Source organism: Marinilabiliales bacterium (assembly GCA_007695015.1).
Classification (GTDB): domain Bacteria; phylum Bacteroidota; class Bacteroidia; order Bacteroidales; family PUMT01; genus PXAP01.
On the sequence record REEN01000075.1, the window covers coordinates 1 to 15,099 of the forward strand.

At 47.9% G+C, this 15,099-nt stretch carries 10 protein-coding genes; 8 read left to right on the forward strand and 2 right to left on the reverse strand.

The features are described from left to right. The first annotated feature begins 115 nt into the window (after positions 1–115). The 4 genes from EA408_11135 to EA408_11150 are packed head-to-tail and all read left to right on the forward strand — an operon-like array spanning position 116 to position 4,786. Entirely contained in the window at positions 116–568 is a 453-nt protein-coding gene (locus EA408_11135) for a nuclear transport factor 2 family protein (GenBank protein ID TVR70489.1), read from the forward strand. A gap of 9 nt (positions 569–577) precedes the next feature. Beyond that, on the forward strand, positions 578–1,540 hold the full coding sequence (locus EA408_11140) for an SDR family NAD(P)-dependent oxidoreductase (protein ID TVR70450.1): 963 nt from the start codon (positions 578–580) through the stop codon (positions 1,538–1,540). An 8-nt stretch (positions 1,541–1,548) separates the two neighbouring features. After that, positions 1,549–3,144, forward strand: a complete 1,596-nt coding sequence (locus EA408_11145; GenBank protein TVR70490.1) for an NAD(P)/FAD-dependent oxidoreductase — start codon at positions 1,549–1,551, stop codon at positions 3,142–3,144. 19 nt (positions 3,145–3,163) lie between these two features. Further along, positions 3,164–4,786 carry an NAD(P)/FAD-dependent oxidoreductase gene (locus tag EA408_11150; protein ID TVR70451.1) on the forward strand — a complete coding sequence of 541 codons (1,623 nt, stop codon included), beginning with the start codon at positions 3,164–3,166 and terminating at the stop codon, positions 4,784–4,786. 184 nt (positions 4,787–4,970) lie between these two features. Here EA408_11150 and EA408_11155 read toward each other — a convergent pair whose 3' ends face one another. Next, positions 4,971–6,317, reverse strand: a complete 1,347-nt coding sequence (locus EA408_11155) for an amino acid permease (GenBank protein TVR70452.1) — start codon at positions 6,315–6,317, stop codon at positions 4,971–4,973. Continuing rightward, complete coding sequence (locus EA408_11160; protein TVR70453.1) at positions 6,314–7,132, reverse strand: methyltransferase domain-containing protein; 819 nt, start codon at positions 7,130–7,132, stop codon at positions 6,314–6,316. Before EA408_11160 ends, EA408_11155 begins: the two co-directional genes overlap by 4 nt. 290 nt (positions 7,133–7,422) lie before the next feature. Between EA408_11160 and EA408_11165 the strand changes: the two genes are divergently transcribed. The 4 genes from EA408_11165 (at position 7,423) to EA408_11180 (ending at position 15,096) form a co-directional block, all read left to right on the forward strand. Continuing rightward, complete coding sequence (locus EA408_11165) at positions 7,423–10,116, forward strand: TonB-dependent receptor (protein TVR70454.1); 2,694 nt, start codon at positions 7,423–7,425, stop codon at positions 10,114–10,116. A 30-nt stretch (positions 10,117–10,146) separates the two neighbouring features. Then, positions 10,147–11,208 (forward strand): DUF4249 domain-containing protein, encoded by a 1,062-nt coding sequence (locus EA408_11170; protein TVR70455.1) that lies wholly within the window; start codon positions 10,147–10,149, stop codon positions 11,206–11,208. A gap of 2 nt (positions 11,209–11,210) precedes the next feature. After that, positions 11,211–13,979 carry a carboxypeptidase regulatory-like domain-containing protein gene (locus EA408_11175; GenBank protein TVR70456.1) on the forward strand — a complete coding sequence of 923 codons (2,769 nt, stop codon included), beginning with the start codon at positions 11,211–11,213 and terminating at the stop codon, positions 13,977–13,979. Positions 13,980–14,094: 115 nt separating this feature from the next. Beyond that, positions 14,095–15,096 (forward strand): hypothetical protein, encoded by a 1,002-nt coding sequence (locus EA408_11180; protein ID TVR70457.1) that lies wholly within the window; start codon positions 14,095–14,097, stop codon positions 15,094–15,096. Positions 15,097–15,099 lie beyond the last annotated feature (3 nt).

Sequence of the window (15,099 nt, forward strand, 5' to 3'; positions counted from 1 at the left end):
TTTTCATATCTTCATCTCAATAAAAAACAATTCGCAATACATTTATCCGGGAGTTAACGGTTATTGTAAACCAGAAAACTTTTAAACTGATATGAATTCTCAGGAACAGCAAACAATGGATGAAGAACCAGAAAAGGTGCCTTTGAATATTGACACAATCAAGGAATTGTGGTCCCAAACATATAACCGTGAAGGAAAACCTGATTGGTCGCATATATTCAAATACTATCATAAGGATATAGTTTTTCAGGATACTATCCAACGGATTGAGGGACTGGACAATTTTATCGCTATGTGCAACCGGCTTACCAAACGTACCAGGCAACTTAAGATGGAAATCCTGGCTATTACCCAAAACGATAATGTGATTATGTTCGACTGGGTGATGACCATGATGTTTAAGAAATATCCCAGTACACCTATGTACGGTGCAACAAAACTGGTGCTTAGCGAGGATGGGTTGATAAAGGAACAGCGCGACTACTACGATTTGTGGGGCGATATTTTTAATAACATCCCCCGATTTGGAAAAATGTACCGCAGGTTCCTGATCAAAAAGTTTGGTTAACCGCATCCTATGAGAAAGAAGACAGCACAATACATTCGTGAATACAAATGGTCTAACATCTTTGCGATGATCAGGAATAATCGCAAAGACCCTGAATTATGCAGAGACGACTTCAGGGATAAACTTGTGGTCATAACCGGTGCCACATCAGGCATTGGTTACATTACGGCCCGAAAGTACGCATCCAGGGGAGCAAACCTTTTGTGCGTGAATAGGAACAAGGAAAAATCCGAAAATCTTAGCAGAGAAATTGAGCAGGAGTTTGGTGTGAGATGCGATTATAAGATAGCCGACCTGAGTGTTTCTAATGATATTCTCCTTGCCTCCAATGAACTGGCTCAGCTAGAGACTCCCATTGATGTGCTTATTCACAATGCAGGAGTTTATCTCACCAAACGGGAACTAACGCCCGATGGTTTTGAAAAGGTTTTTGTGGTTCACTACCTGTCATCATTCATAATGAATTACCTTTTAATGGATAAGCTAAAAGCGCAGGAGAAGGCACGCATTATCATGGTGGGTTCAGAGGGGCACCGCTTTGCTGCCTGGGGGTTGAGACTTGATGATCTGAACTGGGAAAAGAGAAGATATTCCGGATTAAAAAGCTATGGCTCTGCGAAAACAGCACAACTTCTTTCAATGATTGTATTTGATGATAAGCTTAAAGATTCAGGAGTTACCATAAACACAATGCATCCGGGAGCGGTAAAAACTGAAACAGGACAGGAAAACGGCCCGGTTTACCGGTGGTTTAAGCGAAATATCTTCGATAAAACCCTTAAATCTCCGGAAATATCAGCAGAAGCACTTTATTATCTGGGCGTTTCAAAAGAGATTGAAGGTGTTAGTGGAAAATTTTTTAACTTGACCACTCAGGAGGAGCCGGCACCACCTGCTATGGATAAAGAGGTTGCCTGTGAACTATGGGAGAAAACGCTTGAAATGACCGGCTTAATAGAACACGAAGTTTAGAAGATATGATCAAGGATACATATGATACCATAATTGTTGGAGGAGGAATTGCAGGTTTAACCGCCACCGTATACCTTGCCCGTGAGGGACAAAAAGTACTTCTGATAGAAAAGAACCGGGAACCTGGGGGACTTGTTAACTCCTTTTCGCGCAATGGGTTTCATTTTGATGCCGGCGTCAGGGCCATTGAAGATGCCGGGATCATCCTTCCCATGCTAAAGGATTTAAAGATTGATCTTCAAGTGGTGAAAAGTCCAGTCTCAGTTGGGATAGAAAATGAAATCCTGAACATCGAAAATCTTGAAAGCCTTGCAGAATACAAAGATTTACTAAAAAAGCTTTACCCCGATAGCAGTCAGGAGATTGATGAGGTAGTGAAAACCATCCGAAGGATTATGAAGCATATGGATGTGCTGTACGGGATAGAAAATCCCCTTTTTAAAGATCTCAAGCGCGACACATCCTTTATCTTCAAAAAACTGATCCCCTGGTTTCCAAAATTCCTGTTAACCATAGGTAAAATTAACCGAATGCAGATACCGGTTGAGGATTACCTGAACTCTGTGGTAAAGAACCCATCGCTCCGGGACATTATCTCCCAGCATTTTTTCAAGAATACACCAACCTTTTTTGCCCTGAGTTACTTCTCCCTTTACCTGGACTATTTTTATCCCAGGGGAGGTGTGGGCAAGCTGTCTGAAGCTTTAAATGACAAAATTGCTGAGCTGGGTGGCGAGATTAAAACAGGAATAATGGTTACTGGTTTATCGCCTGATAATAAAACGGTTACCGGCGATAATAATATTAGCTACAAGTATAAGAATTTAGTCTGGGCTGCCGATCTTAAAACGCTATACAGAATAGCCGACACTGAGAATCTTGCAACAGATATCAAGATGAAATTTGAAGATGTTAAGGCCAGAATGCTCAGGAATAAGGGTGGAGATTCTGTTTTTACTCTTTTTCTTCAGATTGACGAACCCCTTGAGAGCTTTGGCAAGATTGCAAATGGTCACTTTTTCTATACTCCATCGCGACATGGTTTAGGAGAAACCCACCGGCAAGAGCTTGGCGAGCTGTTAAATAGTTTTCATAGTACCACCAGGCAGCAGGTTTTAGACTGGCTCGATAGATTTTTATCCCTTAATACTTTCGAAATATCAATCCCTGGTCTGAAGGATAAAGATCTGGTCCCCCCCGGTAAAACTGGTATGATTATCAGTTTCCTTGCAGATTATGAGCTGTTCAAAAAGATAGAAGATGCAGGTTGGATTGAGCAATTTATCTCTGAAGTTGAGAATCGGGTTCTAAGGGTAATCTCAGAATCGATTTACCCCATTTTAAAGGATAAGGTAATTGATCGTTTCTCATTCTCGCCCTTAAATATCCACAACAGAACAGCCAGCTCAGAGGGGGCAATTGTTGGCTGGGAGTTTCAGAAAGAGATGCCCGTGATAAACAAGATCCAGATCGCTGACCGTTCAGTGCTAACTCCCTTGCCATCGGTTTATCAGGCTGGCCAGTGGGCATACAGTCCTGCTGGTGTTCCCATGTCGATACTCACCGGGAAACTGGCAGCGAACAAAATCTTAAAAACAAAATAACCTCATTTCTTGATTTAAAATGAGATATGATACCTTAGTAGTTGGTGGAGGAATTGCCGGTCTGACAGCTGCTGCCTATGTTGCCAAATCGGGGCGGTCGGTTGCACTGTTTGAAAAGCTGCCAAAAACGGGAGGCCTGGTGCAAACCTTCCAGCGAAATGGTGTCTGTTTCGATACCGGATTACGGTCAATTGAGAATTCGGGTATTGTATTCCCCATGCTGAAGCAGTTGGGCATTGATATTGAATTCAAAAAATCTATTGTTTCTATTGGCATTGAAGATCAGGTAATCAAGGTTATTGACAAGAATAGCATTGATGATTATGAAGCCTTTCTGAAATCCCATTTTCCCGAAAATGCCGGCGATATCTCAGCCATCATAAAGGAGATTATTAAGATAATGGGGTATATGGATGTTCTTTACGGCATCGATAATCCGGCTTTAATGGATTTTGCAAGGAATAAAAAGTACCTTTTCATGGAGCTTCTTCCGTGGCTATTCCGCTTCCTGTTTACCATGCGCAAAATAAATAAGCTGTATGAGCCGGTTGAGGATTACCTTAAAAGGCTAACTGATAGTCAGGCGCTGATTGATATTATTGCCCAGCATTTCTTCAGAAACACACCAACATCTTTTGCATTAAGCTATTTCAGCCTGTACCTGGATTACCACTATCCAAAAGGGGGGACTGCAAGTGTAATTGATGGTGTAACCAATTTTATAATCGAAAAAGGAGGAGTAATTAATACCGGAGTATCAGTAAGGAACTTAAACCCGGAACAGAAGTATATTACCGACAGTAATGGCAACCGCACCGATTATTCCACCTTGATTTGGGCGTGCGATCTTAAACAGCTCTACAATATCATTCCCGTTGAGGATCTAAAAAGCAAGGAGTTAGCCTGTGGGATTGAAGAAAAACGAGCCAAATTAAAACCGTTGAAGGGTGGCGATTCCGTATTCACCCTGTATTTAACAGTAACCGAAAACAGAGATTATTTTGAAAGAATTTGCACAGGGCATTTTTTCTATACCCCTGATAAAAGGGGATTATCAACAGTATCAACCAAAGACATTGAAACCTTCCTGAATTCCCGTGAAATTCAATCTGATAATTCAGAGTTGAAGAGCAGGATTAAGAATTATCTTCTGGAGTACTTCAAAATGAACACATTTGAGATTGCCATTCCCGTTCTGCGCGATCCCGATTTAGCCCCTGCGGGAAAGGTTGGCCTTGAGGTGAGCCTGTTTCTGGATTATGAACTGGATAAAAAGATTGATGAGCATGGCTGGACTAAAGAAATAAGGGATTATATGGAAGTTATCACAATTGATATTTTGAACGAAACCATTTTCCCTGGTTTAAAGGACAAGGTGTGTGACCGGTTCTCTTCATCGCCATTAACCATTGAAATGTTGACAGGTAACACCCATGGCGCCCTTACGGGCTGGGCGTTTACAAACCCCTTTATACCTGCTGTAAATCAGATGCTGAAGGTTAACGATTCAGTCAGAACCATATTACCCTCTGTATTTCAGGCAGGCCAATGGACCTATAGTCCCTCTGGTTTTCCAATGTCAATTGTTACCGGAAAGCTTTCAGCCGACAGGGCAATCTCAGGTTTATCCAAAAACAGATAACCAACCTAAAATTCGATGAGCAACGTTGTTTGCCACAATAAAATTCCATCAAGTATTGCCATAAGTCCTACTCAGTTCTTTATGGGTTTGTTTGGAAAATAGCCCCATAAAAATAGTTACATCACAAGTGTATGCTCATATGCCGGGCACACAAATGGTATAACCACATTCGTAAAGTAACGGTTTACTTTTTTTGGAATTTCACCGCAAGGAACCATACGGGAATACCGGCAGCAAGGATGGAGACGCCTGCCAGGGCGCCGATCCCGGTAAAAACAAGGCTTGAATAGAGCATGTAGATGCATGCCGCAAGGAACAGCAGCGGCGGCAGCGGGTAGAGTGGAACTTTGTACGATCCGCTGAGGCCCTCCTTCCTGAGTCTGAAAACAAACAGGCTTAGCGTGGTGAGGGCCAGGAAGAACCAGAAAACCGGCGCGGTGTAGTCTACCATCGTGCTCACCGCCTCCTTGGAAAAGGCTCCGGCAACGACCAGTGCCATGGCGATCGATGCCTGGAAGATGAGGGCGGGTTGGGGACTGTTACGGTGGTGGTTCCATCTGCCCATGAACCCGAACAGCCTGAAGTCGCGCCCTATTGCATAGTTGGTGCGCGCCCCAGTTATGATTGTTGCATTGGCGGTTGAAAGGGCGGCAACAATGACAATGATAACCACAAGGATTGAGCCTCCGGTGCCGAACACCCTTTCAGTCAGGTCGTACCCTACCGTTGATGATCCCTGCAAAGTTTCAAAACCGAGCACATGAAGGTAGGCAAGGTTTATCATCACATAGAGCCCGGTAATTATGACAATTCCAAAGACAAGCGCCCTCACTATGCTTCTTCTGACGTTGCGCAGTTCGCCGGTAAGATAGGCGGCCTCGCTCCATCCTCCATAAGTGAGCAATACGAATATCATTGCAGCGCCGGGAGCCCCGCCCGAAAACAGTTGCCCTCCCTTCCCCGAAAGGGTGATCCCGGAAACGGCCTCGCCGGAAGTGAAAAGCAGTGCAGAAACACCTATTATAATAATTGTTGCTACAATTACCGATGCCAGTATGCTCTGGGTGCGGCTTGAATGGATGGTGCCCATGATGTTCAGGCCGGTAAGCGCCATCACAGCCAGCGCGGCATATATCGACGGACTGTAGGGGCCGAGGTTCAGCAGCAGCGAGGCATAGTCGCCCAGAATGAAGGCTATCAGGGCAAGCGAGCCGGTCTGTATGACCGTCATCCTGCCCCAGGAGAGGAAGAACCCTGTCGCGGGACCGAATGCCTTCCTGAGGAAATAGTACTCGCCTCCTGAATCGGGCATGGAAGAAGATAGTTCGGCATAACAGAGCGCCCCCATCAGTGAGACGAGTCCCCCGAAAACCCAGAAAAGGATGAACTGAAGCTCGCCTGCAGAATTGAGCGCCACGATCGGCGGAAGACGGAAGATCCCTATGCCAACAACGATGCCGACCACTACAGCCATTGAGCTGAGCGTGGTGAAAGTGGGAGCCGGTCTCGAACCGCCGGCGGACTGTGTCATCGTCCGGTCAGGGTAGCGGACCAGTTTTCAACTATCCGCGAATTGGTGCCGCGAATAAGAGCCTTACCGTCAATCGTGCCATCATTGACGCTGCCGCTGAAGACATAACGCTCTCCGCTGCTACGGTCAAGCGCGGTAAAGCTGATCCTCTCTCCGTTCAGGCTGGGGTTTTCAATTGTTAGCGGACGGCCGCCGGCACTGAGATTGACGGTTATTTTCTGGTACTCCTGGTTTACCTCCATGGAGAAGCCCCTGCCGTTGGTGCTCCAGCCCCATCTGCCCCTGGCATTGGCCGGGATCACCCAGTAATATACATGGCGGTTATCTATCACCAGGTGCTCATCGGCTTCCCACCTGCCCATGCTGAAACTATGAGAAACAATCCGGGTACCCGGTTTCAGAACTTCCAGGAGCACGGGCTTCAGGCGAAGGTTGACGGAGCTCAGCAGGTACATCGTTATTACTGTTGCATTGCTTATGTCAGCCTCGAAAAGGTCTCCTTCAATAAACACCACCCTGTCGTTTACCCTTGCATTAGATGCATTTTCTTCGGCCTCTTTTACCCGCACCGGGTTGAGATCGATACCGTGTCCGAATGCTCCCCTCTGTGCAGCTGCGATGACAATCCTGCCATCACCGGATCCGAGGTCAATAACGTAATCGCCGGGGCCGACTCCGGTTACATCAAGCATCGCATCAACCACATCATATGGTGTGGGAACATAGGGCACATCAAGGTGCTGGGCGCCCGTCGTGCCTGCAATACCAAACAGGGCGGCTGCAGCCGGCAGGATAAATAGCAGTAATCTTCTCATTATTATTGTTTATTGGGTTGTCTTTCAAAACTTATTGAAAAGACATATTATGATAATATCTGAACAAAAGAGACAGCAAAATAAACCATTTTAACGAAGCATGAAAATAAAACTCCATAAAAGATGTTAACATATAACTCTATGTTCGCAACATATGCAGATAAATGAATTAACATTTTTTAAATACAGACCACCGATGTTGATAAAAGTATTTGTTAGTTTCGTTGGTTGACACCAGAGGATTACCAGCAACACCGGAAACGGTCAAATAACTGCCACTTAGCACTGATATGCGGATAAACGTAAGGATCCTTACGGTAATAATCTCTTTTCTTCCATCCATGACCGGAGTTTTTGCCTTTGCCGGGGCACAGGATGACAAGAGGTATGGTATCGCTGAGATAGTTGAAATACTGGAGCAGAAGCACTCCGTAAGGATATTCTACGAACCTCAGTGGTTTGAAAATGAAACATTCAGCCTAACTATCACCCGGCTGCCGGTTGAACAGGCCGTTTCGAATATCATCAGGGGTAGGGGACTTACCCTGGTTGATATTGACGGATACCTGGTGATACTGCCCCTCGACATAACAGAGACGAGACGTGACCCCGATACGCTGTTGCTTACCATAGGCGACCCTTCACAATATGGAAGATTTAGCAGGGCCAATCTTTCCGGCAGGGTCCTGGACGGCACGACCGGCGATCCGCTTCCCGGTGCGGTGATATATTCGGAAACAACCGGCACCGGAAGTCCGGCAGACAGGGACGGTGAATTCTCTCTAACGCTTCCCACGGGTGAGCTGATGCTCCGGCTCAGCTTTGTGGGGTATGAGGATCAGTACAGAAGGGTAAACCTTCTGGGGCCGGGCGAACATGACTTCTTCATGTTTGAGGAGACACAAAGGATTGATGAGGTCACCATAATGGCCAGGAGGGCCGAAGAGAATATCAGCCGTACACAGATGAGCGTAATAACCATGGATGCCCGGGTGCTGAGACAATTGCCTTCTGGTTTAGGCGACAGGGACATCCTTCAGGCTGTGACCCTTCTGCCGGGAATTCAGAGCACCGGAGAATTCGGGAGTGGATTTCATGTAAGGGGAGGCAGCAATGACCAGAACCTGGTAATGCTTGAGGGTATGCCGCTTTTCAACCCTTCTCATCTGTTCGGACTGGTATCGGTGGTCAATCCCGATATGGTAAGCGAAATGACCATGTACAAGGGCGGAATACCTGCACGTTACGGTGAAAGGGTATCATCGGTAACCGATCTGCGTATGAATCCCGGCAATATTGATGAGTTCAGGCTAACAGGAGGTATCGGTCTTATCAACGGGCGAATGCACCTTGAAACACCAATAATACCTGACAGGGTAAACCTGGCCATCGGGGGAAGGACCTCTTACTCGGACTGGCTGCTGGACCGGATACCGGCAGATGAACTGCTTAACAGCTCGGCAGGCTTTTACGATATCAGCGCCTCCCTGTCATTCACCCCGAACAGCAACACCACAATTTCGCTTTTTGCCTACCACAGCGATGACAACTTTTCCAGGGGCGGCATAACCGGCTACGGCTACAGTAATACCCTGACCTCGTTAAGGTACAACAGGGTACTGAGCGAGACATTCTCGATGAACGTTACAGGTGGTGTCAGCCTCTATGATTATACCGTATCGGAAACAGGCGAACTGATCGACACCGAATCATATGACTTACATTCATCAATTGATTACGGAAGTATGCGGACCAGCTTGCTGTGGTTCCCTGATGGTAACCACAGGGTTGAGTTCGGTCTGAATGCCATAGGATACGGAATAAACCCGGGCAACCTCTCTCCGGCCGGTTCAGGCTCGCGGATTGAACCCATGCAGATAGACAGGGAACGGGGTGCTGAACTGTCGTTGTTTGCAAGCGATGAGTTTGAAATAACCGGCCGCATGAGCGCCGAAGTGGGGCTGCGGTACACCCGTTACCTCTATCTTGGTCCGCGCCAAACCTACATCTATGATGAAACCAGACCCAGAAGGGTGGAGTTCATAACCGACACCCTCTCTTTCGGCAGGAACGAGACTGTGGCGGCATATGGCGGACTTGAACCCCGTGTCAGCTTCAGGTACAGCATTGACGGATCCAGCTCGGTAAAGGCAAGCTATACCAGGAACAACCAGTATATAAACCTGGTATCCAATACGGCTGTAATCACTCCCGCAGATACATGGAAACTGAGCGACCATCACGTGAAACCTCTTACCAGCAACCAGTTCGCAGCCGGATACTTCAGGAACTTTGCAGACAACATGATCGAGACATCTGCCGAGCTCTATTTCAGGGATCTCAGGAACCTTACCGACCACAGGGACGGAGCTGAAATAGTGATGAACCCGCACATTGAGACAGACCTTATCAACGCGCGGGGATACAGTTACGGCCTGGAACTTTACGCGGCAAAAAATGCAGGCCGGTTTACCGGATGGATAAGTTACACCCTGGCTGTATCCAGGTTAAGGTCAGAAAGCACCTTTACGGAAGACCAGATCAACGACAACAGATGGTTCCCGTCAAACTTCGACAGGCCCCATGAGATTGCACTCAATACGGGCTATAACATATCAAGAAGATGGCAAATTGGCGCCACCTTCAATTACAACAGCGGACGTCCCGTAACATTGCCCGAATTCGTGTTCCCGCATGGGGAGAGACAGCTGGTGTACTACTCCGACAGGAACAAATACAGGATGCCCTCGTACCACAGGCTGGACCTGCATATCTCACGGCATGAAACAATACGCATTAACAAGAGGCGCAGCGGGTACTGGACGTTTTCGTTACTGAATGTTTACGGGCGCAAAAACCCCTATTCGGTTTTTTATGAAAAGGAACGCACCTCGCCCGGAACAAGGACTTCAGAATTTAATTTATATAAACTTTACATAATCGGACGCCCGGTCCCGACACTGACATATAATTTCAGGTTCTGAGGAAAACAAAACCGGGTATTATCAAGGGAGATGAACAGCATAAAATCATATACGGCAGTTTTATTAATTCTTACGGCCCTTTTCTCGTGCAGGGAGCTATATTACCCTGAAACAGATAGCTTTGACGACATACTGGTTGTGGACGGCCTGATTACCGACCAGCCGGGCATGAGCTATATCAGTATACTTTACCAGGAGCTGACCCCGGTCAGAAACCTTCTGCCTCTGAGAAGCGCAACCGTATACCTGAGCGATGACGACGGTGATGTTTACCCGTTCACCATATCCGGGGAAAAATATTATCCACCCAGCGGTTTCAGGGGAATTGAGGGTCAAAGCTATGTTCTGCACATTGAGACGGAGAACGGAGATATTTACAGGTCAGAACCCCAGCAGATCGTGCCTGCGGCAAAGCTGGACGCACTTCACCCCCACCGCACCACCAGGGAGTTTCTATATGAAGATATGCAGGGAAATCCTGTTCGCAGAAGCATCAGGGGCACAAATGTATACTCCGATTTGACAGGTATGGAGGGGACGATTCTGAGGTTCCGGACAGAGGTCACCATGCTGCTGTTGTACAATTACTATCACTTCAGGATACCCGACGTTGATGTTTATTACCGCTGGAAAAAGCTGAGCCTGAATGATGAGCCCGGCATTAACATCCACCGGTTTGATGGTGACTACGAGACAGTGTCAGGCCATTCACTCTGTTTCCTGCCCGCGGAAAAGACTCATTACGGACTTAATCCGGAGGAGTACATGCACCGGAAGATATTGATAATAAGGTATTATACCCTTAATAATGAGGCTTACCGGTTCCACCGCGAAGCCCACAGGCAAATGACCTCCGAGAACAAGCTGTTTGACCCGGTGGTATCACAACTGCCTTCCAACATAACATGCATTACCGATCCCGGCAGGCTGGCAGTGGGTTTTTTTGAGGCCTCATCAACACGCTCGGAAACCCATATGCTGGTTGACCAGTCATACGACAATATATTCAATTTCATAAGAATAGAAGACCTTGAGCATATCCCTCCAAGAGGATCTATGCTTAACGTTAAACCTGCCTTCTGGAAAGACTAAAAATGAGAATGATGCACAGGTTTTACATTATGTCGATATTACTTTGCGCACTTCTGAATCACGGCATCCTGGTGCTGGCGGGTGTTGCCGGACCGGACCATGGTCAATACCGGGCAGAAACGATTAATATTCACACCGACAGGGATTTTTACATCGCAGGCGAAAGGGTTTACTTCCGGCTCGATATAAGCAACAGGTATGGTGCCCCGGCAAGCAGCATTGCCTACCTGGTAATCAGGAACCAGCGCAATGAGGTCATCGAAAGGGCATCACTGATCGTTAAGGATAACATGGCAAAAGGCAGCATCTACCTGCCCGACACCCTCAGCACCTCGTATTACCAGCTTGTGGCATTTACCAATTTGATGAGGAACTTCCCGGAAGAGTATTATGCCTTCAAACAGATAGTTGCAATAAACCGGTTTGACGACACCGCTTATGAAAGCCTCTTACCCGGAAATAATGGCCGGACAGGACACCCCCCTGATAACCCCGGCAATAAAGGGCCAGCCGATGATGCAGGGGACATCCCTTACAGTCGGGCCAAAACAGAGCCTACGTCGGGCAGCTCTTCTGACCCCGGCGACAGGTTTTCCGGGGACAAGACAACAGGCAGTCCCAGCAATGAACCTTTGAGAATATCAATGCCCGTCACAACAGCCGGAACACGTGAGATGTTCGAGCTGGAAATAGAGTCCCTTCTACCTGAGGGTACTCCGGCCATTCTCACCGTTTCTGTGGCACAGAGCAGCTCTTTTGCAGACAGTCAGAGTAATTATGGTGCCGGCGGCAGCGACAGCAGGGTGCCTGACAGAAACCCCGGCATTAATGCAGGCACAACTGGTGCAAGCACAACAGAAATTACCGGTACTGCCATAGCCGGCAGCAGATTTGCCGTTTCATCCCGGTTTTTCAAGGAGACCAACGGGCCTGTTTTAACGGGAAGGGTCCAAAACCGCATTAATGGAGAAGGGATCCCCGGAGCCACAGTTATTCTATCGGTAACCGATACCACTCTAAACCTGCTATATGCTATAACTGACAATAACGGAACATTCCACTTCAGGCTCAACGATTACCATGACGGCAGAGAGCTTTGGTTTTCCCTGTATAACGGTGACAATAGCTCAGACAATGCAGAGATATTGATTGACAACCGTTACAGTCTCCGATCCCCCTTTATTCCCGAAACCGGACGGCATATGATACCCGGCCGGGAGCATATTCTTGCCAGCAGGGATATAGTGAGGGTGAACAAAACCCTGGGTATTGATCATAACCTGCACAGGGAAAGGGCAGGCCACGGATACCGTCCGGTTATATATTCCGCTCCGGCCTACACCCTCGAAACAATGAGAGAATACGAGTACCTTGAGAACCTGCAGGAGATCGCACGCGAACTTCTTCCTTTTTTAAGGATCAGGAGGCAGGGCGACCTGTACACATCGACCATGATGCTAAGGTACGAAGACACTTACCTGCAGGACACCCCTGCATACTTTATTGACGGTATATACGCCGGTGATCTCAACAGCCTTGTACATCTCGATTCCGATGCCATTGAGAGAATCGAGCTGCATAACTACAACTGGCGCCACGGGAACATCCTCTTCCCTGGCATTGTAGCCCTCTTCAGTACTGGCCGCCAATACAGGGAGATTGAGGTCGCAGGACCCACTGCCACCACCTTCCAGCGTCCGGCAGCAGGCTACTCATCCTATGACCCTCCCGACCATGCTAAAGTTGAGATGCGCAGGTCAAGGCCGGACTTCAGGCAGCTTCTTTTCTGGGACCCTGTTTTCATTATCGGCCCGGAACAGCCAAAGAGAACCGCCAAATTCTTCACGGGCGATCTGAAAGGTGAATTCACCGTTAAAGTAAGCGGTTCAACCGGTAACGGCAAGTTAATCTCACAGGAGGCCCGGTTTGTTGTTTCAGACGATAAGAATACCGGCACACCGAACTCCCGGAATTCGATGAACAATGGCCCGGGTGACAGCCGGGATGGCGGACTGCAGCCTGGTAATGCGATGCCACCTGCCCTTAATACCCCCGAAGGCTCCCCGCTCACTGCAGAAGAACGTGATGGCACGCCACCCGTTACCCCGGCAAATGAGATCGACTTCGACGACACCGAAAGATTCTTTGAACAGGGGCTCTCCGGCCGGGTCACAAATCCCCCCCGCCGCTTAATCGGCAACCAGCATTACCCTGACGAGGAGTGGCACAGGGGCAGCGTCGTTCTTAATAGCGGAACAGAGGTAAAAGGCAAGCTCCTGAGGTACAACGGCTATCTTGACGGACTATTCTGGCTCTACGAAGGAGATTACCAGCAGGTACAGGTTGACAGGGATATGATAAAGGAGTTCCGTATCCCGGGCCCTGCCGGACAACTCTCTGTTTACAGGAAAATAAGTGTAAATGCACCAGTTCTTGCCGGAACTGATGACATTTTCGGAGAATTGCTCCATGATGGTGATATTTCAGTATATGCCTGGCGAAGGATAATTGAGACGGGCAGGGGTGACCAGAGGATCGGGGAGATCATTTACGGAGGAATGCGCATTAAGCCCGCTCACATCTATATTATAAGGCTCCCCGATGAAACTGTTCACACCACAAGGAGGATCAGCCGCAGGCGTATCCTTGACATGTTCCCCGAAAACAGGAGGGAGATAAGACGCCTGCTGAGAGAGCACCGGATGAGACCCGTAACCGAACAGGATCTTGTTGAAACGGCTGTTATTCTTGAAGATTACCTTAAAGAATAAACTGGTTCAGCCTCCATTTTTTTCTGTCGCCAAAAAGCCATACTTTTATAAAGCAATCCGCTTCCGGCCGGTCCGGACTGATGTTCCGTCATTTTTACAATAACCATTGAAAACAATGTCGCAAACCCTTCACGAAATAAAGGAACTGCATTCCCGGATAAGCGACAGGATACTGTCTAAACTCAATGTGACAGGTACAGGAATCGGATATAAGCGTACAGCCGGCAGGAAGACCGGAGATCTCTGCATAATCTGCTCGGTTGAAAACAAGGTTGCAATAGCAAACCTCCCGGAAAGAGATAAAATACCAGCTGTAATTGACGGCATACCCACGGATGTACAGCCCACAGGCACAATATATGCGCTTGGAAGGCCAACCGGAAGGTTTCGCCCTGCTCCGGGCGGCGTAAGTGCGGGACATGTCGGTGTAACTGCAGGAACCCTCGGCTGCCTGGTAAGAAGCAAGGGAAGGATCCATTTACTGTCCAACAACCATGTGCTTGCCAATTCAAATATGGCTGGCACCGGCGATATGGTCCTGCAACCCGCACCACTCGACGGCGGCACGCCAGATAACGACCAGATAGCCAGGCTCACCAGGTTCATACCAATCATTTTCGAACAGGAAGAAGGCAGGTCCCTCCTTGCAAATACAATCACCGGTATCTTCAATTTTTTTGCACGTATCTCAGGCAGCGCGACCAGGCTTGAGGCACGGAAGGTGAACGCCCGAAAGAACCTGGTCGATTGCGCCATAGCTGAGCCCTTCAATGAAGGAGAGGTTTCAAACGAGATACTGGGTATTGGAACCATTGCCGGCACTGCCGGCGGTGAACTCAATATGGAAATAAAGAAGAGCGGCCGTACCACGGGACTGACAACAGGAATTATTGAACAAACCGATGCCACAGTAAGGGTTAACTTTGGCGCCGGAAAAACAGCACTGTTCACCGACCAGCTCATTGCGGGCGCAATGAGCCGGGGAGGCGACAGCGGATCAGTGATACTGAACAGTCATGATGAAATAGTCGGGCTGCTATTTGCAGGCAGCAGCAACACGACCATTATCAACAGGATACAGAACGTTTTCAACTTGCTTGATATCACGCTTCCGTGACCG

What these genes read in the sequence shown, in the direction of transcription:
- EA408_11135 (TVR70489.1), top strand. Translation starts at nt 116, where the DNA reads ATGGATGAAGAACCAGAAAAGGTGCCTTTGAATATTGACACAATCAAG.
- EA408_11140 (TVR70450.1), top strand. Translation starts at nt 578, where the DNA reads ATGAGAAAGAAGACAGCACAATACATTCGTGAATACAAATGGTCTAAC.
- EA408_11150 (TVR70451.1), top strand. Translation starts at nt 3,164, where the DNA reads ATGAGATATGATACCTTAGTAGTTGGTGGAGGAATTGCCGGTCTGACA.
- EA408_11155 (TVR70452.1), bottom strand. Translation starts at nt 6,317, where the DNA reads ATGACACAGTCCGCCGGCGGTTCGAGACCGGCTCCCACTTTCACCACG.
- EA408_11160 (TVR70453.1), bottom strand. Translation starts at nt 7,132, where the DNA reads ATGAGAAGATTACTGCTATTTATCCTGCCGGCTGCAGCCGCCCTGTTT.
- EA408_11165 (TVR70454.1), top strand. Translation starts at nt 7,423, where the DNA reads ATGCGGATAAACGTAAGGATCCTTACGGTAATAATCTCTTTTCTTCCA.
- EA408_11170 (TVR70455.1), top strand. Translation starts at nt 10,147, where the DNA reads ATGAACAGCATAAAATCATATACGGCAGTTTTATTAATTCTTACGGCC.
- EA408_11175 (TVR70456.1), top strand. Translation starts at nt 11,211, where the DNA reads ATGAGAATGATGCACAGGTTTTACATTATGTCGATATTACTTTGCGCA.
- EA408_11180 (TVR70457.1), top strand. Translation starts at nt 14,095, where the DNA reads ATGTCGCAAACCCTTCACGAAATAAAGGAACTGCATTCCCGGATAAGC.